The organism is Spiroplasma endosymbiont of Halictus nicosiae, from assembly GCF_978018445.1.
This window is the reverse complement of record NZ_OZ389573.1, coordinates 364547-389292: the sequence shown is the minus strand read 5'-3', so window position 1 is coordinate 389292 and position 24746 is coordinate 364547. Positions and strand designations below refer to the sequence as shown.

The window sequence follows — 24746 nt, the reverse complement described above, 5'->3', positions numbered from 1 at the left end:
GTTATTTAGGTTTATAAACCTAAATAACTTTTTAATTTATTTTCAACATCTTTATTTGGTTCATCGTTATTATTTCAACGATAAACTGATTTAAAATAAGTTCCATTATCTTTATTTCAATCATAACTTACAAATCCATTTTTATAAATAAATAAATCACCGCCAAAATGTGATGTTTTAAGTTCATATTTATCATACTTATCTAAAACTTTTTCTTTTTGTTCAAAATGTTTAAATTTAATAATGTGTCAATCATTATTTTCATTACCACGCCAAACAACAAAATAATATTTATTATCAACCATATTAAATCGTTTTTCTTGTGGTGCTATTCATTCTAAAATATTTCCATTTATATTTATATTATTTTTTTCCTTTTCTTTTTTTAATTCATCTTCGGTATATTGTGGTGTATTACAAGCAACCAAACTGGTTGTACTTGTTCCAATTAAACTGATTGTACATAAAAAAGTTAATATTTTTTTCATATTTTTATTCTTCTTCAATTATAAAATAACTGCCCACAGTATTTGTAATAATTTTTCAACCATGATTATGATTAGATAAAAAATGATTATTTATTTCTTGAAAATGATTGTAAAGAATATTGATTAAAGTATTAATATCATTATCAGTAATTGATCCGCCTCAGCCGCTATGATCTTCTTTATGAAAATTACTAATTTTTGATTTGATTTTATTTTTAAATTGTTGATAAATATTTGCATTTTCTTGATAAATTTGTTTAATTTTATTTCATTCATTGATATTAATATCTAATTTTAGTTGATCATGAGCTAAAAATTTATAGTATTTTTCAATTTCATTATATTGATTATGTGATTCATGTTTAACTATTGTATGATTAGAATTAATTCATCAAAGAATAGCAGTTCCTGCAATTACTAATCCCCCAATTATTAATGATAAACCTAAAGTTTCGGGAGCTAATGCTGCCGCAGCACCAGCTTCTGTTCCAATAACTGCCCCTTCGGTGACCACAACTGCGGATTCTTCTGCAACTGATAAAGTTTCAGCCGCTGTTAAACCTTCTGCTACAGTACTTTCTGATAAAAGTGGGGTCATTTCTACCGCCCCCCCCGTTTCTGATGAAACAACAGTACGAGTGATTGATAAGCCTTTTATTGGTGATATTCCGGTCATTTTTGAAATACCTAAAATTCCAGCACCAGAAATTCCAGTAGAGGTAAGTCCTAAACCAACATCTCTTAATTTATCTTTAAATGCTTTTTGTTCATTTTTGGGTAATGATTGATAATGTTGATTGATTTCATTTAATTTTTTTTGTTTAGATTGTTTTGATAAATTATTAAATTTATTAATAATATCTTTTATTTTTTGATTGTTATTTGAATTTGAATCATTATCTTTTTCATTATCACTAATTTTAATTAAATTTTTTTTATCTTTATAATTTAAAGTAAAGAAAACTTCTAAATTTCCTATATATCTAGAATTTTGATTAGATATTATTATTGCTGATGTAGTTGTTATATTTGAAATTGAAATTTGATTTCTATTTATATTAACATTTAATTCAATAAAACGATTTAAAATAGTATCTGATAAATTATCTTGTAATTCACCTAAATTTGTATTTAATAAAAGATTGTTTAAATTTCTTGGTGGCTTTTGGGGGGCAACATTACTTTTAATATTTCTTTGACTTTTAGGTAAAACTGTTACATATAAAGGTTCTTTTGTTTTAGTTGGCGGAGTTGGTGGTGCTATTTTTGGTCTTTGTATTTTTTTATTTTTCTGAGTTGTTATTCCATTATTATCAACTTGTTCGATATTTGAATTATCAAAAAATCTTGAATTTCCAACTAATCTACCATTATTTTCTATAGAACTATTACTTGTATTTGGCAAAACATTTTTACACTCTCAATTAGAAGAAGAATCATAACTTTCTTCATTAGAAGGAGTATAAAAACAAGAATGACCAACTATTTTAGCACCAACAGAAGAAGCTAGTTGAAAACCAACTCATATATAATCATCAGAATTTTCATTATTATTTCATATAACTCTTGCACTAATTTCTGAAATATTAGTAATCTTTATATTTCTTTTTTGTATTTTTTTATTTAATTCACAAATTTTATTTAAAATTGTTTCTTCATCATTTTTATCTAAAATACCTAAAAATCAAGTTTTTAATAAATCATTTAGTTTTTTATCATTTTCTCGTTTATTTCTAATTATTTTTTTTAAATTAATTTTTTGTGAATAATTAATATTATCAACACTTAATTTTTCTTTTTTGTAATGACTAGTGGCAATTGTTGTTGTAGCACTTCCACCAATAGTTAATACACTTAATAAACTAAGTAATTTTTTCATACTTGTTTTTCTCCTTTTCTTAATATTGAAACTTTTTATCAAGATCTATTAACATTATATATATATATATATATATATATACAAGCGCTTTTAAATATATTTTAGAAAGGAGATGAATTATAATGGTTATTATTTTGATTATATTGTACTAAATCTGGGCTCGCGGAATTTTCATAAGTTTGTGAAAAATGCCTTAAAGTTTAAAAAAACTTTTGCTGCGCTTTTCAAAATACTTGGGAAAAATTCTAAGCGTTAAGCGAAGAATTTTATAAAGGTTCCCAAATTTGTTTGAAAGAACCTCAAAATCTTTTTTAACTTAAAAATTATTTTATCACAAAAATTTAAGAAAATCAACCGCTCGCCCAAAACCTCAAAAAACTATATAATTAGCTTTGTATATAAAAGAAAGGATTTTTTAAAATGGATAAAACAAAGCATCATTTTACTTTTAAAGAAAGAGTAATGTTAAAAGATTTATTAGAACTTGATTCTTTAAAAAGAAAAAATGGTAAATCCAATATATCTAAAATAGCAAAAATATTGCATAAAAATCGCAATACAATTAGACGAGAAATAAAAAGGTTAAAAGATAATGAATATGACGCTAAATTAGCACACGAAGATTATTTACAAAAACGACAAAAATGTTTTAAAAAATCATCATTATTGCTAAATATTTTAGAATTACTAGATGAAAAATATAACAAATTTCATGATTCACAAGAACAAATTTGTAAAAAATATGAAAAAGAATTTGGTATTAAATTTCCGGTATGTTTTAAAACTTTATATAAATATATTCATTTGGGATTTTTAAATTTCAAGAAAGATAATTTGTATTTTCATGGTAGAAAATATAAAACAAAAAATAGAATTGATAACCGTGGAAAAATAAGAAATTTTAGAACTATTGTAGAAGCAAAACATGATAAATATGAATTTGGTTGATTTCAAATGGATACTATGCTTGGTAAAAACAATAGTGTTTGTTTAGTTTTAATCGAAGAATTAACCCAATTTAAAATTATTGAACCATTAAAAGAAAAAACAACAAAAGAAGTTGCAAACGCAGTAGAACGAATTTTTTCTAACAGATTTTTCAAAGATAGATGCAAAGGAATAATAACAGATCAAGGCAAAGAATTTGCTGATTGAGAAAAAATTGAAAAAATAACAAATGCTAAAGTATATTTTTGTGATACTGGAACTCCAACACAAAAACCCAAAGTTGAAAGAGAAATCCGCGATTTTAGACATTGATTTTCCAAAGGAATTGATTTAAGTATTTATTCAAAAAATTATTATCAAGAAGTTTCCAATATAATAAACTCTAAACTTAAAAAATCTTTACATTGACTATCTTCAAAAGAAGTTTTTATACAAATGTTTAATTTTCAATATAATTACCTATAAAAATTTTAATCATTTTATTTTTCAGTGTGCCAAAATTCATAAATTTAAAACAAAACTACTAAATTTTTTTAAAATAAATTATATTGAACATTTATTTTATTGGTGTTATAATAAAATTAAGTAGAGTGCTACATTTCATAGTACAATTTACATAATAAAAAAATATTTTTATTAGAAACCATTGAATTAATTAAAAGTAATGAAGAAGGTATTGTAAATCAATTATTAGAATATAATATTGGTTGTCATGTTGAGGGTGATGTATCGCATTATATTAAGGCTGTTAAAGGGCGTGGCGTAAAAATATATTATAAAGAGAAACATTTATCAATATGTTAATTGCTTCTATGTTAAGACTTAATAATCAAATTAATGATGAGTATATTTAATTTAAATCAATTTCAAAATCAATTTTTATCTTTATAAAAAATAAAAAACCTTTTAAAATTAGCAATAACTTTAAAAAGTATTTTTTAGTATGTCAAAATTCATAATTTTATAAATTATTTTTTCAACTAAAAATTATATTTTTAAAAAAGTTGAATTTTTTATAAATTTTGTTATCATTTAGTCATAAGCAAAACTTAATTTGTTTCTAATTACATAATTTTATTAAAAACCTAAGAATAATGAATACTACCAAGATTTGGATGATAAGTAATTATTCCCTTAATATTAACATCTTTGATTCCTCTAATATTAACCGAATAATCTAGTAATTCTGGGCTAATATTTAATAGTATATCGACACTAACTTGCGGTTGTTTAATAAAATCTGTTTCTGTATAAATCATTTTGTTCCCTCATTATTTTATTGACTTTTGTTGCCAAATTTGAATAATCTTACTCTAATAAATCTTTTGTTAAATTATTCATTAATATAATATAATATAATTACATATTTATTTTTATAAAATATAAATGTGCTGTAAAAAATGAGGAGCCAAAATGAAAATTATAACATACGAAAAAGAAAACCAATTAACTGATTTGCAAATTCAATTAATTGAAAAATTAAATAATGACATTCAGAGTGTTCTAGAGTTAACTATTAACGAATTAGCAGATAGTCTTTTCATCAATACTTCGACCTTAAGTCGTTTAATTAAAAAATTGGGGTTTGAAAATTATAGTAAATTTAAAGTATGAGTTGCTGGAAAGTATAATAATATCAAGGAATTTGATATCCAAGAAAATGAGACAACTCTTCATAATATTATTGATAATATTTATAAACTGCATACTTATGCATTAGATGAAACTTATCGAAATTTAAAAGTTAATCAATTAGAAAAATTCATTGATACAATTCATAGGAGTCAACGAATTGTTATCTGGGGAATTAGTCGCCATACTTTAATTTGCGAAAATTTAAATTTACACTTAAATGTTTTAAAATATAACTCAACTTATCTTGTTAATTATTATGCCACAATTCAATTAATTGAAACTCTTAGTGAAAATGATTTATTAATTTTAATTTCAAAAAGCTTACAAGATGCTGAATATCATTTCTTAATTGAAATTGCAACAAAACGAAATGTTAAAATTATTTTATTAACAATTAATAAAGAATATAAAGGACCACCTAATTTACAAAAACTAACCTTAGAGAATACTGAAATTCTAAATTTTTATGTTGATAATCCCCGTTATGTTTCACGGTTGATGCTAATTAATATTGTTTTTGGAATGTTAATTGCAAAATATCATCCTACTCATAATGAAGAATATCAAGATTATTATGCAGCCATTGATGAATGACACGAATATATTAAAAAAATAAAATAACTAGTGAACATCTGCTTCAAAGGATGTTCTTTTTATAAAAAAATAAACCAAGTTCTAATTAAAAGGATTAAGATTTAGTGTTCATAAATTACCTTAATCCTCAAATACATAAATTTTTTTCTAGCGAATTTGTAATTGTAATTTCTTCAAATTCATTTTAATTTGTTCAAATTGTTGATTAATATCTGTTTCAGTTAGCTGTTTTGTCATATCATTAAATGCAAAACTAATTGTTAAAGCAACATGATTAAGCATTTCTTTATGATCAAAATACTGGTCAATCACTTCTATTGCAACAACATTTTTAACTCCTGTTAAAATCTTTTTCTTAATTTGTTCGTAGGTTACTGTTACTGGTACTCAAATTGAAATGTCACGACTACTTGTACTAAATTTAGAAGGCGGTGTGAAAAATGTTTGTTTCTTATGCGGATAATTAAACATTACTTTAAAATTAATTTCGCCAAAATAAGTTGTAGTTTTTAAATCAACTTCTTTTTGATAACTAGGATGAATTACACCAATAATTGCTAATAATTGTTTTTCTAAAAAAACATGACTAGTTTGATAAGGATGGTAAATTTTATTTTTTGGTGCTGATTGATATGATAATTCATCAATATCAATTTGTTCACTTTGCAAATAAGATTCCAATAAACTTTTAATATAATAATACGAATTAGAAAGACTATCGCCTGTTATTTTATTTTGGACAATTTCTGCTTGACTTACAAATGACCCATGATAATAACTTTTCTCATTTACATAAATTTTTTCAACAGTAAATAACTTAACATTTTTTTGATTTCGAGCATTATTATATTTAACACTGTTTAATAAACTATTTGTTAAACTTAACCGCATTACGGCATGTTTTTCCGATAATGGCGATAGTAATTGATATGGTTTTTGATAATTAAAAAAGTTAAAATGAGTAATTTCTTCTTGTTTAACTAGCGCATATGTTTTTGCCTGATAAAAACCATTATTTAAAAAGAAAGTTTCAAAATTTTTAATTGTTTTTTCAGTAGGACGTTTAGCCTTAACTAAATTTGGTAAGACTGGTGGTTGAGCAACAATGTTATTATAACCAAATAACCGGGCAATTTCTTCAATCAAATCAGCTTTCTGAAAAATATCGGTACGAGTTACTGGTGGTGTCACAAATAATTGTTCACCTTCTGTTTTAAATTGGAAAGCTAATGATTCTAATAAAGCTTTAATTTCTAATAAGGTAAAAGAATGACCGATAAATTGATTAATCTCAAGTAAAGTAATGTTAATTGGCTCAACTGTTTTCTTATATTCTTTAATAAAGTTTAAAACTGATAACTCGGCTAAAAAACCATTAATTTTTAATAAATACAAATAACGTGATAATCCTAAGCCAACAGTAGCATAACTAAGGGGTTTGATATAACGTTGTAAATTAATGTTACTAATACCAACTTTTCGTTGTTGTTGACGCATTATAATATGATTTAAATGGAGTGCTAACACTGTTATCTCCGTTGTTGTAGCACTAATAGCATAAGTCGGATTAACGCGAACACCAATTAATTCTACAAATTCATTCCCATCAAGAACTACTAAATCACCTTTTTTAATATTAAAAGTTTTATTTTCATAATCATCAGTAATTTTTAAAGGGTTTTTAATTTTATTAAAATCATAAAGTAATAATGGTTGCCCTGTTTCAAGGGTTGCTTTAATTGCTAAATCGCCAAATGGATCTGCTACATTTGATTGATATTCATTAATTTTTAACCAAATTCGATCTGATAATTTTAGCGGAGTTTTTTCCGGCGTTAATTTAATATTAACACTAATTGCTGATTCAACTGCTGATGTTGCAATTTCTACTTTTAATGGATTTTGATATTCTTTTAAATTTTCTGTTGATTCTAATTCTAACGGAAATAATTCACGTTTAAAATAGTGGGCTAATTCACGGGCTAATTCATAAGCACTTAAGCAATCACTGCGGTTTAATGTTAAATCAATCTCAAACAAATAATCAGTTAAACCAATTTTAGTTAAAGCATCTTCAGCACCAATTATATCATATAAACCTTCTTTTTCATTAAAAGTTAAAATAATTTCATCTTGTTCGGCTGGCGTTAAATATTTTTCAGCAATTCCTAATTTACTTAGTGAACACATCATTCCTTCCGAAGGATATCCTTTAATTTCACGTTTTGCAATTTTTGTGCCATCGGCTAACACTGCCCCTGGACGAGCAACGACAACATATCCATTTTCCGCTGGGTTACTAGCTCCGCAAACAATTGGATCAACTAATTCTTGTCCTGTATCAACTAGACAAAACTTTAAATGCGTATCAGGAATTTCATTAACAACTTGAATTCAACCACAAACAATATTACTATTACGATCAAAATTATGCGTACGTTCTACTTCAAACCCTAAACTATTTAAAGCAGCAACAATATCAGCATTACTAATATCAGTAAAATCAATATATTTATTTAATCATCTTCTTGTAATAATCATTTTAAACCTCCTAATCAAATTTCTTAAATTGTTCTAAAAAGCGGATGTCATTTGTATAAAAACAACGAATATCATCAATCCCATATTTTAACATTGCAATTCGTTCAATCCCAATGCCAAAGGCAAAGCCAATTAATGTTGGATCTTGTCCACATGCTTGATAAACAAGCGGATTAATCATCCCAGAGCCCATAATCTCAATTCAACCAGTTTGCTTGCAAATTAAACAACCTTTACCTTGACAATTAACACAAGTAACATCAACTTCAACAGATGGTTCTGTAAATGGAAAAAAACTTGGCCGTAAACGGATTTGTGTTGCTTCGCCAAACATTCGTTGACAAAAGTATTGAATTGTTCATTTTAAATTAGCAAAAGTGATATTTGGGGCAACTAAAAAACCATCAACTTGCATAAATTGATGTGAATGTGTAGCATCATCATCATCACGGCGATAAGTATTTCCAGTTGAAATCATTGCAATTATTTCATTTTTACTTTTCATCTGTGAAATTGCACGGGCTGTCATATTGGTACAGTGTGTTCGTAATAATGTGTTTTTAGACAAATAAAATGTATCTTGCATATCACGAGCTGGATGTCCTAATGGTAAATTTAAGCGTTGAAAATTATATTCATCATCATCAACTTCAGTTCCAAACACAATATCATATCCTAATTCTTGAAATAATTGCGAAATTTCATCAATAACTTGGTTTAATGGATGCTTTGTTGCTAATACTAAATTATATCCTGGTAATGATAAATCAATTTTTTCTTGTTCAATTGTCGCAATTAATAAAGCATTTTCTAATTCGGTTTTTTTAACTTGACATAATTCAGTTAATTCTCCTTTAATTTGATTTGCTTTTTGACCAATTGTTAAACGTTCTTGATGTGTTAAATCTTTCATTTTTTTCAATAAATGATTCAACATTGATTTTTTCCCTAAATATTTTAATTGAACGGCATTAACTTCCGCCACTGTTTTTGCTGCTTTAATGTTTTTTGTTGCTTGGGTAAATAATAAGTCTAATTCTTTTTTCATTGTTTAATCCTTTCTTGCTGAAGTCTAATTAAGTTAGAAAAATCCTTGTCTATATTAAAAAAATATAAACAAGGAGCAATTTCTTACGGTACCATCCTTTTTTACTAATAAATAGTCTTAATTACGTTAACGAATCATTAATATTAATAATCCGGCTGGGATTAGCAGCTCTCATTAGGTGAATTCCTTAATATCTCACCAGTTATTTGCACCAATCATAACCTCTCTGACGATAAGCATATTAATTACTATTCCTAAATCAACGATTTAATCTGAAATTTTATAATTTTATTATAACCTATTTTACTCAGTTAATTCATTTATTTTTTGTTTTTTTACTAAATACATAGATAATAATCATGATAGAACTAAAATAATACTAATAATAGTCCCAACTTTTAATGGTGTTTGTCAATTTAATGGTAAATTAATAACAAATTTAAACTGTTCTAAAATAATGTTAACAGCAAAGTACCAAATTAGTGAGGAAATAACATATGCCAGGAAGAAGGTAAATAAAACACCAAGAACATAATTACCAATTACAATAAAGTTTACTTGCCGTGGTTTATATCCTAAGGCTCGCATTGTTAAAATAACTGAGCTAGCTTCATCAATTACCGAAGAAGTAATAACTGCTAAAATAATAAAAATAATAATTCCATTTAATATTTGTAAAATTAACAATGAATCATTTAACATCTCCAAGCCTGCCGATGCTAATAATTTTTGCAAGGTAATTAATTCAACATTATTTGGACCCGTAAAGATATTAATATCACTACCATCACTAGTTATTGTTGTCATAATTTTTCCTAATTCTGCCATAATATCATGGTTAAAAATATTAATTGTTAAGTTTTGCAATGTAATCTTATAATCTTGTTTCCCCATTAGCAATTCTTTTGGGTTGATCTTATCATAAATCATTTTTTCCTTTGAAATAACTCCATCATAAAAATCATTTGGGACTGGTTTTTCGTTAAAATCATAAAATAAAAACCGAATAGTATTAGCATTAATAAAAACATTGCTTCGTGTTGTATCATTTTTATTAATTCCCTTTACAACAATTGATATATTATACGGAGATCTTACATTTTTAACAGTAAATTCAAAAGTGTCATTAATTTTTAAATTATTTAATTTAGCTATTTTTTCTGAAATAATTGCAGGAATTTGTGTTCTTGTTAATGGTGCTGCAAACAATTCGTTAATAACCGTTTTGTTAACACCTTCCATTTGATAAAACTTTGTCCAAGTATTTGGTTCAATCCCTTTTAAATTAAGATCACTAATTACTGCTGTTTCACGATTACTTGGAGTTACAGCTAAATTAAGAACTGGCAATTCAGTTTGAGGATTATAAAACAATGTATTAAAACTAACAACTGTCTTAATATGTGTCTGGTCAATCAGATTACTTAAATTAACAATATTTTTTCCTCAATCTGGTAAATTTCCTCCTTTTATATTTGTTATATCTTTAACAACTTGAATTAAATCAGTTAAATAAACTGACTGATAAATTGGCTGATAAAGAAAGAGTTTTTGTCATAATTCCATATCCATCGGATTATGATGAATGGCTGTTGCTAATGCATTAAATTTTGCTAATGAAACAGCTTGGGTTTGTTCAACATCACTTGTTGGTAACACTCGAAAATGATTATTATTTATTAATTTTAATTTTTCTTCTCCTGTTGGAGTTCGATGCCTTATTGCCATTGTTAATAAATTTGAAAATTGGAAGCGATGGTCAACATCTTTTTGATAAAGATTACTAAACGAATAAACAATTTGTCGAAAAATATCAGATGCATTAAATTGAATAATAAAGAGTAATGATGAAATAAAGAAAATAAACATTACAATCATTCATTTTCAAAATCCTTTTAAAGTAAATGCTAATTGAATTCGAAACAAGAAACTTGTTTTACTAAAAATTTTTTTAATCCCAATTATTAAACCATAAAAATGCATTTTTCCAGCACCATTAATTAATACTAAACTTGGTTTTTTTAAATAACTCATTGTAAATAAAAATGATAAAGTAGTAAAAAAGATGGGGATAACTAAAAACAAAATTAGCATAAATCATCAGGAAACATAAATTAATTTAAATGGAATTAATAATCCTGTTGTATATAATGTATTAACATATAACTGAATAGGAATACTAACACAATATCCTAAGATAATACCAAATAGCTTCGTGACAAAAAACTTTGTTGAAAAAATTCATGATAATTCCGTTGTTTGATAACCAAAAGCTTTAAAAATTCCAATTTGGCGACGAGTTTTATTCATCTCTTTTTTTATTGTATAATTAATAAAAATAAAACCTAAAAATAACAACACCGAACCAATTGCACTATACAAAATAATTTGAATATTAATATTTTGCGTTTGCATTGCAATATCACTATTTTCATATGGAATTAAAGTTGCTGTTGGATTAATATAACCCTGTGCTAAATTTTCTTTTAAAGTTAAAATTGCATTTGTTGAATTTAATTTAATTAAAATTTTTTGACTTGGGTTTAAAGTAATATTCCCTAACTCACCACGAACATTTGCATCCTGCAATTGAGTTTGGAAACGCTCAGTTGTAAATAACACACCGTATTTCCGAATATCATTGCTACTATTAATTTTTAAACTTGTCCGCTTAATAAAATTATCTAAATTATTTCCAATTCCAACAATTTTTAAATTAAATTTTGGGTTGTTCGAAATGACTGGAAAAATATCTCCAATTTTTAAATGATTTTGCTCTGCAAATAAACTACTAACAACCGCTTCATCATCTACTGTTGGCAACTGTCCTTGGTATAATTTCAATTGGTTAAAATTAACCGCGGCTGTCTGTTCTAGATTTTGTACTACATTTTGTACTAGCGCAGGAGTAATCTTTAAAGTATAATTTGAACCGCTTTCTTGTTTAAAAGAAATAGCTTCAAAAACACCAACAGAATATTCTGGCAAAGTTTTTTGTCGTAATAACCGTGTTACCATTTCTTTTGGTTGGTTTCAATTAAATTTTTTAAAATAAAGATAGCCAATCGGATTAACACCATCAATATTTTGCTTCATTTCTCGATATTGCGCAACTTCCGCTAATTTAGTAATAATTTGACTTGTTGAACAAATTTGCTGTAATTCTGGACTTGCAAGAGTACCACACACACTTTTTGTTGTTTTTCACCAACTACTGTTTTCATTTAAAATTGCTTGGGGAAATCCTGTAACATTAATTTCTTGCTTATTTTTATCAATAAACTTATTATGTAAATAATAATCTTCCATAAAATTAGGTTTATAATCTTCAACACTGAAATTATAATCTCATTGTTCAGATGTATATACTAAATCATTATATTTTATTTTATATTGTAAAGCACCTGATAAAATTCCGGCAATTGTTGCAATAATAATGATAATAAAAAGAATTAAACCTCCGGCTTCAATTCAATTTTTAAAATATGATTTTAAATAACTTTTTAAAAGTTGGCGCATTATTATTCTCCATCTTTCATTTTAATCAATTATAACAAATTTAAAAGTTATCGAAATAATCAAAATAACTATTTTTTGAAATTAAGCGAATCGTCACTTCCAATAAGTTTTGCTAAAACAAAACCAATTTGATCAATAATGTCTGTTGGTAACACTGGTTTTTTGTATTGTGAAATTTCATCACCAGCTAACCCATGTAAATACGTTCCAACAATTGCTGCTTCAAACAATTCATAACCTTGACCAACTAAACTAGCAATTAAACCAGTTAGCGTATCACCCATTCCAGCAACAGCCATATATGGATTACCGGTACCGTTAATATACACGCGATTACCATCCGTAATAATTGATTGATATCCTTTTAAAACAACAATAATTTTATACTTATTAGCAAATTCTTTTGCAATATTAATTCGATTACTTAAAATTTCTGGCACACTTTTATTAATTAAACGTGATAATTCCAATGCATGGGGTGTTAAAATTGCTCGTCCACGTAATTTACGTAATAATGGGACATCTAGAACATTAATTCCATCAGCATCAACAACAATTGAACCTTTATAATTATCTAAAATATAATTTAAAATATTATATGTCCGTTCTGTTTTTCCTTTTCCCATTCCATAGGCAACTACATTAACTTTGTTTGTTAATAAATCTAAAATTCGGGCTCGATCAGAAGCATCACAAAACGTAATTTCTGGAGCAGTATTATTGGTTTTTCCTAATAATTCTGGGGATAATGCTCAAATTACTAGACCAATTCCAGCATTTAATGCCATATTAGCAACTAAAGTCCCAGCATTTAAATATTCTAAACTTGAAGCAAAAATAAGTAAATTTCCATAAATGCCTTTGTGTGAAATTAGTGAGCGGGAATGTAATTGGACACTATCCGTATAAAATAAGTTGTTATCAATTAATTTTGCGCAAATCCTATTAATTTCTTGCTTATGAAACTCCAATTGTCATACAACAACCTTTCCTAAGTAAGGAATAATATCATAATTAATAAAAGCTGATTTATAAGTAAAAAAAGTAACAGTTTTATTAGCCTTAATTGCAATTGTTGGAATTGTTGCACTATCATTTTCAATTCCACTTGGAATATCACATGCTAAAACATATTTTTGACTTTCATTAACTTTTTTAATAATTTCAGCAATGGCAGGTGGAATTTTTCCATGATAACCAATACCAAAAATGCAATCAATAATAATATCAGTTCATAAAATTACTGCCTCAATATTATCATCAAGAAAGGTCATTGTTACATTTCGCAACTTTTTAACTAATAAATAATAATATGCCACTTCTGGGGTTTTAGCAGTATCAAAGGTTTTTTTATCAGTGCAAATATGAATATGGATCTTTTTTGTTCCATCATAATCACTAATTAATTTTGCTAAACAAAAACCATCCCCACCATTATTACCAATGTTAGCTAAAATTAAAAAACTATGAACTGCTAAATTCAAATGATGAAATAAACCTTGGGCTGCTTTCGCCATTAATTTAACTGCTGAAATATCAAATTGATTAAAAATAAAATTTTCAAGATTTTTAGTGTCTTGTTGATTACTAATATAAAGCATATTTCTTAATTCCTTACTTATTTATGTTAAATTAAAAAGAAAACCATATTAGATTCCTGGTTTTTTTAAAATTTCAACTTTTTCACGATAATTTGGCATATATTTTTCAACATGATATCAAAACGCCTTAGAATGATTATGATGAACTAAATGTGATAATTCATGAATAATTACATATTCCAATACTGTCGAATCAAAATGAATTAACTTTGTATTTAAAACAATTTTTTCCGTTTGTGGATAACACACACCTCATTTGCGAACCATTGCTTTAATTGTTAAATTTTTATAAGATAAATTCATTATTGTTGCTCATTTATTTAATAACTGTTCAAATTTATAACTAAATTTTTGTTTTAAAAAATGGTGTAACTTTTTAACATTTTCATCATAACTACCAGCATCTTTTAATAAAAAATATTGTCGATTAATAATTTTTGTATGAATATTTTCATTGGTTAATTGCAACGGATATTTTTCATTAAAAACATAAACATAACCTATTCCGTTTGGATTAATGACAATCTTTCGATAATTATCGTGAACATTAATTACCGTAATAATTTTTTTAATATTTTTATAAATTAGAGCTTCAATTTCCCAATCATGGGCATAACTAGGGGCCGATACTTTAATTTTGCCATTATTAACATTCAACACAATATTCTTCTGTTCTTTAATAATTAAATCATATTTAATTAAGTTGCCCTGATATGGTAGCACTTTTTCCAATGCCATGCTATTCCTCCCCCTATCATAAATATGGATTAATTAATGATTATCATCTATTTTATCATCATTTTCATTTTCATTCTCAAAATTATGGTTTAAATCCGATGATTGTAAAGAATTATTAGTTGCTGGTTTTTTTGTAATATCTTCGCGGTATTTTTTTCCTGCTGTTCAAATTTTATCAATATCACCTAAAAAAACTTTACCATCATAAGAACTATCAACACGGGCATTGGGATTAATGCGTTGCTTACCACTTGGTTTTGGAACCGAACCAATTCATTCCGCTAATTCTGTTTTATTTAATGACATATGTTGTTTTGATTTTGGAATAATAATTGAATCATAGGCATTGAAATTTCCTTTTGAAGGCGAAGCTTCCGCACTAAAAATAGGGGCTGAATAATCACGATGTTTAATAATATCACCTTTTTTCACAAAATCACCTTCTTGTTCAATAAGTAATCCTGCTGGTGATTCATCAACAATTCCTTTACCCTCTTTAATTGTGCGTAAATATTGGCCTTCTGCACCAACACGAATTGTTGGTTTTGAATTATCAGAATTATTATCTTCTTCCTCTGGAACAAGATGTGCTTCACCTTGCTCATGAAAAAGAGCATTCCGAGCCATTTTTGCTTTCAATAATGCCATTTTTGCTTTTAAATCATTTGTTGTTGCAACTGATTTGTTGTTAAGAGGAGTTTTTGTTTCTTCAATAGAAGTAAGTTCAGCTTGATTAACCATTTCTTTTTGTGGTGTTAACCCACGAGCACCAATTTTATCAGTTTCAAAATTAATCGCTGTTAAACGATTTTTTTGATCTTGTGTTAATGATTTTGCTTTTCGTGTTGTATGATAATAAGCTATTGCAAATCAACTACCAAAGAAGGTTAAGACTGGTCCAATAAATAGTAAAATAAAACATGAATTAATTGGTAAATTTAACTTAAAAATATTTAAACCAGTTTTAGCACTTATTGGTTGACCAGCAAACACAACAGCCATTGTTAATAAAATGCAAGATATTAATCCAATAACAAAAGCGCCACTTATGCCAAAAATTTTATAACCATTATTTTTTGATAAATAATTTGGAATTAAATACAGTAATACTAAAAAACTAGAAATTCAAATTAAAATCCCCCCAACTAATTCTGGGTTTGCCATCACATTATGATATACTGTCATATTTGAAAACTGTAAAACTAAAAGAGCAATATCGTGTAATAGCATATCTGCAGAATTATAAAGGAACATTTCATTATTAATTTTATTTGCTAGCATAATTAATATTCCGAACAGTAACGCACTAAAAATTCCGCCAATTGTTAAGAAAGTTAATGACACTCTACGTAATTTCTCCATTTTTTTCACCTATCTTTTAACCATAACAAACCATACATATATTATTTAGGTATATACCGTAATTATACCCTATTTCTATCAAAACCAATAATAAAATGTAAAAATCGTTTGTTATTTATCATTTTAATTAAAACAAAATCCAACAGAAAAAACAATTTAAAATTTTAAAAATAAAAAAGATACTAGTTTTAAATTAAAACTAGTATCACTTCACATAATTGAAACACAACTTTCACTCAGGGTAATGTTTATTATTTTGATAATTATATTTGTTCAGAAATAATTAAATAATTCAGGGTATATATATTATGTTTATTAAAAATTGATTTGCTACTTAGTTTAAAGGATAAAAAAAGAATGGACATATTTGTATCACAAATCATTTTACAGACTAGTTTGTTTTTTATGAAATAGACAAGGGAATTATTTTTAATTATTATTCTGAAACGATTGAAAGTTAATAGTTTTGTTAATTGATATTTGATATTTTAATACATTAAAAAAATATCTATATCCTTTCGCTTAACATCCCAACCACCCTACCAGAACTCCAGAAGATTGATAAATTTAAAAATAAAATGAATTAGCTACTAATTGCTAACTAACCATTAAATAAATGTTAAACTTTATAATCCTGCATCAAAGTAACGTATATCCAATTACATTATATAATATATTATTTTATTTTCAACAAGATAATTTACTTTAAAAATTAAAAACTAGTTTTATTTAAAACTAGTTTTATCCTAACACTTTTTTCAATTGTAATTACTTTTTTTATTGTAATGTTGCAATAATTTCATAAAACGGCTGTTTTGTTAAAATTGATGCCATTTTATCAGACGATGCTAAAATTTTTGAATCTGGTTTTGCTCGAAAAACAAGTTCTTTTTTATCTGGATTATATGGTTTGTCAACTAAAAGTTCATCATATCATAAGTCTTTATATTGCTCGGCAAAATCTTTTCCCAACAGTTCTTTAACAACAGCATAACGAATGTCATTTAAATTATTTCCAGTATATGTTTCAGTTAGGCTAACTTTAATTTGTGCCATATTTTTTGGTTTTTTATTATTATAATTTAAATATTTACGGTGATCTAAAATAACATGAAATTCAAAAGTAACATTCGAATCATTGAAAATATTAGGGACACTACCACTTAAGTAAAAAGTACCCTTGAATTGATCATCAATGGTAATATCTAAGATACCGCCTTGCATAATAGCTTGACTATAAAAAGCAGAAAAACGATTACGATCATCAGTAAATTCCATTAGGGCTGATGCCATAATTAATTTATTTCCGGTTGGATCTTTTTTCCAATTATTATATATAACGCTATTTAAATAGACATTTCCTAAGTTAAAAACTGAATACACTTGGTCAAAAGTAACAGCTTCTGAAATAATTTCTAATTCACCAGTAAAATTACTGCCTTCTTTTGCAATCATTTTATAATTATTACCTTCCATAATAATTTGGACATCATCACTCATAAAATTTGTTCCATTTAAGACATTAATCACTGCTAAAACACGAGCAGGATCAGCGGGTTTACCAACTGCTTCTTCTGAATATGGTAATGAAGTGAACGTAATAATTTTTGTTAAATCATTTGTTGTTCAATCCAAATTAATTTTTTTTGTTAAAAATGGTTGATTCGTAACATCTGGCATTGAACAAATTATTGCTGTTTTCATCCCTGGGGCAAGATCAACATCAAAATTATCTGCATTATAATTTAACTTTTGAATAGTTGCTTTAATACTAGCAACATTTGGGATGACATGATAATTGGTTTTTTGTGTAATATCAACAACATTAGTACAACTAACAACTGAAGTAATAGAAGCCGAAGTAAATGTTAGGGATGCTAAAATCATCATTAATTTTTTCATACCTAAAAGCTCCTCTATTTTAAAAATAAATTATTTAAAAATATTATTATAAACAAAGCAAGGCTGGACAATTTTCCTTTTTGAATTGAATTAATAATTTTGTTTTTCGTAATTGCGCTTTTAAAAATGTGCGACAAATGAGTAATTTAATAATTACTACAATCTTCATTTGTTGTAAAAATCGAATCAGCGCAGCAAATGGATCAATTGTAAAATTATTTATAAATAATTCATTATAAATTTCCGTGTTAGTTCAAATAACAAAAAAAGTAATTTTTTTAAGATAAAATCCATAAATAATAACTAGTGTAATTGCTAATAATAATGATAAACCAATAATAAGATAAAAAATATAAAATAAATTTAATAAAATTAAATACGGAATTCGTGCTAAATGTTGATTTTGAACTAAATTAATATAACGTTGAAAATTATAAGCTAATGTTATTGTTAATAAAATTAAATTTAATAATCATGTTAAAAGAACAAATCAATTTGTTTTAATCAATAATTTATAATGGTCAAATGATCATTGATATAAGCAGAAATTAATTAAAATTTGCATTAAAATCCCTACGACAAAAACAGAAACAAAGGAAATTAATACTACATAGGCTAAATTAAAAAGAACATTATCGAAAACAAAATTATTTACTGGATAAATAATTCCAATTCCTCAAAAGAAAAAAATATAAAATAATAATGCTAATAAAAAGAAAATAAGAAACTTATGATAAAAATTATTATGTTTTAAATTCATTGTTATCACCTTTTATTATAATTAATACCTTTAAATAATTATATCACTTTTTATTAATAAAAAATTGCTAACAATAGCAATTAATCATCTAACTTTAAAACAGCCATAAAAGCTTCTTGGGGGACTTCAACTGAACCAATTGCTTTCATTCGTTTTTTTCCTTCTTTTTGTTTTTCCAATAATTTCTTTTTCCGAGTAATATCACCACCATAACATTTTGCTAAGACATTTTTACGCATTGCTTTAATATCTTCTCGTGCAATAACTTTATGATTAATGGCTGCCTGAATTGGAACTTCAAAATTTTGCCGAGGAATAATTTCTTTTAATTTTGCACATAAGGCCTTACCACGTCCATAAGCAAAATCACGATGAACAATAATTGATAAAGCATCAATAATTTCATTGTTTAATAAAATATCCATTTTAACTAATTTATTAGGACGATAACCAATAAAATCATAATCTAACGAAGCATAACCTTTACTAATTGATTTTAACCGATCAAAAAAATCAAACACAATTTCATTTAATGGCATTTCATAAGTTAAAATTCGCCGTGTATTATCAATATACTCTAAATTAACATATGTTCCACGTTTATTTTGACATAATTCCATTAATGAACCAATATATTGCTCAGGAGTCATAATCGTTGCTTTGACAAATGGTTCTTCAATGCGATCAATTTTTTGCACAGCTGGTAATTTACTTGGATTATCAATACTAATCATTTCCTTATTTATTAAATAAACATGATAAATTACCGATGGAGCAGTTGCAATTAATTCTAAATTATATTCTCGTTCTAACCGTTCTTGAATAACATCCATATGTAATAATCCTAAAAAGCCACAACGAAAACCAAAACCTAATGCTTGTGATGTTTCTGGTTCATAAACAAGGGAAGCATCGGATAACTGAATTTTTTCTAAAGCTTCTTTTAAATCTTTATATTTAGCGGAATCAATTGGATATAATCCACAAAATACCATTGGGTTCATTTTTTTATATCCTGGTAATGGCTGTTGAGCTAGATTAGCAACGGTTGTAATCGTATCACCAGCCCGAACATCACGGACCATTTTAATACTTGCTGCTAATCAACCTACTTCACCAGCAACTAATTGGTTTTTTTTAATTTCTTTTGGTGTTTTAACTCCTAATTCAGTAACTTCATAAACAGCACCAGTATTCATTAATTTTATTTTTTCACCAACGCGAACAATTCCTTGTTTAACTCGAATTGAGACCATTACACCACGGTATTTATCATAATATGAGTCAAAAATTAATGCTTGCAAAGGATTATTATCATTGCCTTCTAACGGCGCAGGGATATCCTTAACAATTGCTTCTAAGACCTGTTCAATATTTAACCCTGTCTTAGCACTAATTAATGGTGCATTTGTTGTTGGAATTGCAATTAAATTTTCAATTTCTTCTTTGACACGGTCTGGATCAGCAGATGGTAAATCAATTTTATTAATAACAGGAATAATTGCTAAATTATTATCAATTGCTAAATAAACATTTGCTAATGTTTGGGCTTCAATTCCTTGTGCTGCATCAACAACTAAAATTGCTCCTTCACAAGCTGCTAAACTACGTGAAACTTCATAGGTAAAATCAACATGCCCTGGTGTATCAATTAAATGAAAAATATACTCTTGTTGATCTTGAGCACGATATTTTAACTGAACAGAATTTAATTTAATTGTTATTCCTCGTTCACGTTCTAAATCCATTGAATCCAATAATTGTTCTTGCATTTCTCGTTTTTCAACTGTCCCTGTTAACTCTAAAATCCGGTCTGCTAAGGTTGACTTCCCATGGTCAATATGAGCAATAATTGAAAAATTACGAATTAATTTTTTATCCATTTAAAATTAAAACCCTTTCTATAAACAGTTACATCTCTGATATTATTATACATAATTTTAGCAAAATAACCTGAAATAGCAGGTTTTAATAATAAATAATTATAGTCACATTGAATTTTTAAAATAAATACGATATAATATATTATATAATTTAAAAAATGAAACTCTGAAACAATTATTTTTAAAAAAAGATAAAATTATTAGTATTTATTAATATCACGGAATGGGGAATACTTATGAGTACTAACTTTACAGAATATTACAATCAGTTAATGGCTGAAGTAACTTTAATTACGAATGTTGAAAAAATTTCTGATACAAAAAAAGATTGGTTGTATACATTATAATGTTAAAATTGTTCATCATCTCAAATTTTATTTGTACTATCCTCATTAATTCGAACAAAAACAATTGCTAACGTAATTCCCATTATTGTTGCAACAGCAATTTGAATTGCATCAGCAATTAATTCAACAATTGCAACATCAAGCCCAAATAAGAAATAACTATACAAAACATATAATAATAACATTAAAGAACTAACAAAAATAGCACCATAGCGACTTAAAATGCGAGCACCAAAATAAGTAATTAAAAACATTAAAATTCTAATTAAAATTGAAATAGGAATAAAAATAAAACCGCCGGTAACAAGATCAATAATTGTTACATACAAAATACCACTAATTAATAACATTGGCCCTTTGATTAACGTTATTAAACCTAAAAATAACCCATCTGCTAACTGAATAATCCCTTTACCAACACCAAAATTGAACTGAATAAATTGGGAAATATAAGCAATAACTACTAACAAAGCAGTAATTAATCCTGTTGTTGCTAAATATTTTAGTGATTTTAAACGATACATTTTAAATAAAAATATTTCCAACCATAATTTCTGACGAGGCATTATGATAGTAATTTTTAGCATCAGTTACTTTTTTTCCCTCGCGTTGTAAACGCGTAATTAGCAAATAACCATCTTCAACTTTAACTTTAATCCCTAATTTTGAAATATCAATAATTGTCCCATTTACAAAATCAGCGTCTTTTTCCGCTAATGGCTCTAAAGTAATCATTGCTTGGTGCAATTTATAATGAATATTATTAACAGTTGTATAAGCAATTGGTCATGCATATAATCCACGAATTTGGTCAACAATTTTTTGTTTTGGTAAAAACCAATTTACTTTTTCTTCATCACATGTAATATTATAAGCAAATGTTGCTTGACTATTATCCTGTGGTGTTCCTTTAATTTTATCAGTAATAATATCTAATAAATATTTTTCAATCATTGTACCTGCTAAAACCATTAACCGGTCATGCAAAGATGAGGCTGTTTCGGTGGCACTAATTGGAATTGCTGTTTGAACATACATTTCTCCTGCATCCATTTTTTTAATCATTTTCATTAGTGTAATCCCTGTTTCTCGCTCACCATAAATAATAGCCTTATGAATAGGAGCCCCACCACGTAATTTTGGTAATAATGAAGCATGAACATTAATACAATTAATACGTGCTAATTTTAAAATTCGCTCTGGAATAAATTGCCCATAAGCACACGTTACAATAACATCTGGTTGGAAAGTTCCTAACTCTGTATAAAGATCATTAATTTTTTCTGGTTGAAAAACAGGAATCTTATTTGTTAAAGCAAATTCTTTGACTGGGGAAAATTGAACGAGTTGCTGGCGTCCAATTTTACGATCAGGTTGGGTAACAATTCCAATTATTTCAATTGTTGGCGCTAACTTTTGTAAAGCTTTTAAAACAGCTGTTGCAAAGATTGGCGTTCCCAAAAAAATTACTCTATATTTCTGCATCTTTTTTCCCTCCCTTAATTGATGTTAAAGACCCCATTAAACCAACAATATGTTGATAAATAACAATCATTGCTAATGTATCCCGATTACAATATTTTAACATTTCTCCTCGAAATGATTTTTGTCAAATGGTGATTGGAATATTATTCTCCACGCGGCGACGAAAGATTTCACTCGCCATATCACCTTTTTGTACCTTTAATGCTTGATAAGTAAATTGATTATCAAATGCTGGTTGTGTTTTTTTAATTGAAGCTGAACCATAAAATTCTTTTTTATAAATCATAAAGTCCTGAAAAAAATCCAATAAGTCAATTGTTTTATTTCGAATAATCCTTAATTTTTTTTGGCAATCTTGATAAGTTCTCATAAGTTCCTCATTGCGACTTTGATTAATTAAGATTGTTAAATAACTAATTAATTCGGCTAAAACCTTACATTCAAAACTCTTATAATAAGCAACATAAACTCCTCCGCCATGTCTAAATAAATCAGTAACTAAATGTTTAATTAGTGCTAAGCGTGGATCACCTTCACCATCTGCTAAAAAGGCATAATGTTCCATTGTCGTTTCATCTTGATAATCAAAGTGATTATCTTTAATAACATGGACTGAATATTGAAACGGAATTTGCTGATAAGAATATGAATAATCAAAGCGAGGAACTGCCGCTTTCATTGTTTCAAAATCATACATATATATTGGATACTGATACTGTTCTAAAATTTTATTAATAATAGCAACCTTCTTTGGATCAACAACTGGGGTATTATCTTGAACAGCAAGAATTTGGCGTTGTTGTTTTTCTGAAAATAAAATTGGTTTTTTTTGTCGCGTTGATTGCTTAAAGGTAAATGGTAACACAATATCTTTTAACAAATCAATGTGTTCTTGATATTTTAATAATGTCTTTTTTTCCATCCCATGGGTTAACTCAAAGACACTATGATGCGGTAGTAAATAACTAGTAACATGTTGGCAATAACCATAACGATCACCTTTTCCATTGAAACATTGTTCCTTGCTAAATAACGGAAAAATTGTTTCAACTGGTTGCATAAAATAATGTTTAATTAAAGCTAAATCATCAGTAATGATGCGATTCTTTTCAACACGTTTGGCAAATTGTCCAGTCATCATTTGCTGACAAAATTCTAATAAATTAATAGCCGGTAAGGTTTTCGTTGGCAATTTATAATAATCTTGAAACATAAACAACTGGTCATCATCAATATCACCAATCCGTTGATACTCCGAATTTAACAACATTAACGAAACTTGACTAATTGTTAAGCCTACCCCAGTTAAAACATAATACTGATAGGCAACATCATAACCATATTCATCCTTAACATCCTTGTCAACATACATTTGTGCTTCTTTATCATATTTCCGACCAGTTGAAGCTTTAACCTCAATTAAATGATAAGTACCATTTGGAAGTTTCTTTAAAATATCACACTTTGTAATACAATTGTTATAAACAAAAGATGGTTCAAAATAAACATCATAGTTTGGATTTGCTAACAGTTCAGTTGTCTTTGCAAAAGCAATTTTCTTGCTGTAATGTTCTAAATTAAAATAGGTATAATCACGCATAAAATATTCGCGCGCGCGTTGACCAACTTCATTCCCATCAGCAATTGTTTCACCGGGATAAAAATCAATTTGAACATCTGCCATCGTTGTTTGAATCTCATCTGGTAAAGTTCGAACATCATTACTATCCGTGTCCTCAGCTGCTGGTCAATAAGTTTCTAGCGCTAAATCATACAAATGTGGTTGAAATAAACCTTTTCCCTCCTCATTTTCTTCATCATCAATAAAAATAGCTTTATCAATTTTGGCACTGTTAATATTATCTTGCAAGTCAAAAAAGACCGAAATTTTTTGAGCTGTCACTCATTCTTGCACTGTTTTAAAATTACTTCGTGAAGCTAATGTTCAAGCAATTTTAAAACATTTTTTAAATCGTTTAAAATCTTCTTTTTTTAAAGTGATTTTTAAATCCATTA

17 protein-coding genes are annotated in these 24746 nt (G+C 26.8%); 2 read left to right on the top strand and 15 right to left on the bottom strand.

The window, feature by feature from the left end; translation table 4 throughout:
• Positions 1 to 11 precede the first annotated feature (11 nt).
• Complete coding sequence (locus ACZ91P_RS02680) at positions 12 to 488, bottom strand: lipoprotein (protein ID WP_465157907.1); 477 nt, start codon at positions 486 to 488, stop codon at positions 12 to 14.
• Between the two features lie 4 nt (positions 489 to 492).
• Positions 493 to 2367, bottom strand: a complete 1875-nt coding sequence (locus ACZ91P_RS02675; protein ID WP_465157906.1) for a hypothetical protein — start codon at positions 2365 to 2367, stop codon at positions 493 to 495.
• A gap of 420 nt (positions 2368 to 2787) precedes the next feature.
• Between ACZ91P_RS02675 and ACZ91P_RS02670 the strand changes: the two genes are divergently transcribed.
• Positions 2788 to 3780, top strand: a complete 993-nt coding sequence (locus ACZ91P_RS02670) for an IS30 family transposase (protein WP_465157905.1) — start codon at positions 2788 to 2790, stop codon at positions 3778 to 3780.
• A gap of 620 nt (positions 3781 to 4400) precedes the next feature.
• Here the strand turns inward: ACZ91P_RS02670 and ACZ91P_RS02665 are convergent.
• Entirely contained in the window at positions 4401 to 4574 is a 174-nt protein-coding gene (locus ACZ91P_RS02665; protein WP_465157904.1) for a hypothetical protein, read from the bottom strand.
• Between the two features lie 154 nt (positions 4575 to 4728).
• Between ACZ91P_RS02665 and ACZ91P_RS02660 the strand changes: the two genes are divergently transcribed.
• A complete protein-coding gene (locus tag ACZ91P_RS02660; RefSeq protein ID WP_465157903.1) occupies positions 4729 to 5571 on the top strand; it encodes a MurR/RpiR family transcriptional regulator in 843 nt (280 codons plus the stop codon).
• 120 nt (positions 5572 to 5691) lie between these two features.
• On the opposite strand, the gene pheT is transcribed toward ACZ91P_RS02660, so the two are convergent.
• The 12 genes from pheT to ACZ91P_RS02600 form a co-directional block, all read right to left on the bottom strand.
• Entirely contained in the window at positions 5692 to 8085 is a 2394-nt protein-coding gene (pheT, locus tag ACZ91P_RS02655; protein ID WP_465157902.1) for a phenylalanine--tRNA ligase subunit beta, read from the bottom strand.
• A 10-nt stretch (positions 8086 to 8095) separates the two neighbouring features.
• The gene (gene pheS / locus ACZ91P_RS02650) at positions 8096 to 9133 is read right to left on the bottom strand and encodes a phenylalanine--tRNA ligase subunit alpha (protein ID WP_465157900.1); all 1038 of its coding nucleotides are present in this window, start codon (positions 9131 to 9133) and stop codon (positions 8096 to 8098) included.
• A gap of 303 nt (positions 9134 to 9436) precedes the next feature.
• On the bottom strand, positions 9437 to 12652 hold the full coding sequence (locus tag ACZ91P_RS02645) for an ABC transporter permease (protein ID WP_465157898.1): 3216 nt from the start codon (positions 12650 to 12652) through the stop codon (positions 9437 to 9439).
• A 68-nt stretch (positions 12653 to 12720) separates the two neighbouring features.
• Positions 12721 to 14253 (bottom strand): NAD(P)H-hydrate dehydratase, encoded by a 1533-nt coding sequence (locus ACZ91P_RS02640; RefSeq protein WP_465157897.1) that lies wholly within the window; start codon positions 14251 to 14253, stop codon positions 12721 to 12723.
• Between the two features lie 48 nt (positions 14254 to 14301).
• Positions 14302 to 14991, bottom strand: a complete 690-nt coding sequence (locus tag ACZ91P_RS02635; protein ID WP_465157896.1) for a M48 family metallopeptidase — start codon at positions 14989 to 14991, stop codon at positions 14302 to 14304.
• 33 nt (positions 14992 to 15024) lie between these two features.
• Complete coding sequence (locus ACZ91P_RS02630; protein WP_465157895.1) at positions 15025 to 16335, bottom strand: MFS transporter; 1311 nt, start codon at positions 16333 to 16335, stop codon at positions 15025 to 15027.
• Positions 16336 to 17130: 795 nt separating this feature from the next.
• Positions 17131 to 18255: a hypothetical protein gene (locus ACZ91P_RS02625; RefSeq protein WP_465157894.1), complete on the bottom strand. Its 1125-nt coding sequence runs from the start codon at positions 18253 to 18255 to the stop codon at positions 17131 to 17133.
• A 46-nt stretch (positions 18256 to 18301) separates the two neighbouring features.
• Entirely contained in the window at positions 18302 to 19015 is a 714-nt protein-coding gene (locus ACZ91P_RS02620) for a hypothetical protein (protein ID WP_465157893.1), read from the bottom strand.
• An 80-nt stretch (positions 19016 to 19095) separates the two neighbouring features.
• On the bottom strand, positions 19096 to 20898 hold the full coding sequence (gene lepA, locus ACZ91P_RS02615) for a translation elongation factor 4 (protein ID WP_465157891.1): 1803 nt from the start codon (positions 20896 to 20898) through the stop codon (positions 19096 to 19098).
• A gap of 349 nt (positions 20899 to 21247) precedes the next feature.
• Positions 21248 to 21790 (bottom strand): ECF transporter S component family protein, encoded by a 543-nt coding sequence (locus tag ACZ91P_RS02610; protein ID WP_465157890.1) that lies wholly within the window; start codon positions 21788 to 21790, stop codon positions 21248 to 21250.
• Entirely contained in the window at positions 21771 to 22730 is a 960-nt protein-coding gene (gene fmt / locus ACZ91P_RS02605) for a methionyl-tRNA formyltransferase (RefSeq protein ID WP_465157888.1), read from the bottom strand. Before fmt ends, ACZ91P_RS02610 begins: the two co-directional genes overlap by 20 nt.
• Positions 22717 to 24744, bottom strand: a complete 2028-nt coding sequence (locus ACZ91P_RS02600; RefSeq protein WP_465157887.1) for a DUF2779 domain-containing protein — start codon at positions 24742 to 24744, stop codon at positions 22717 to 22719. Before ACZ91P_RS02600 ends, fmt begins: the two co-directional genes overlap by 14 nt.
• Between the last annotated feature and the right edge of the window lie 2 nt (positions 24745 to 24746).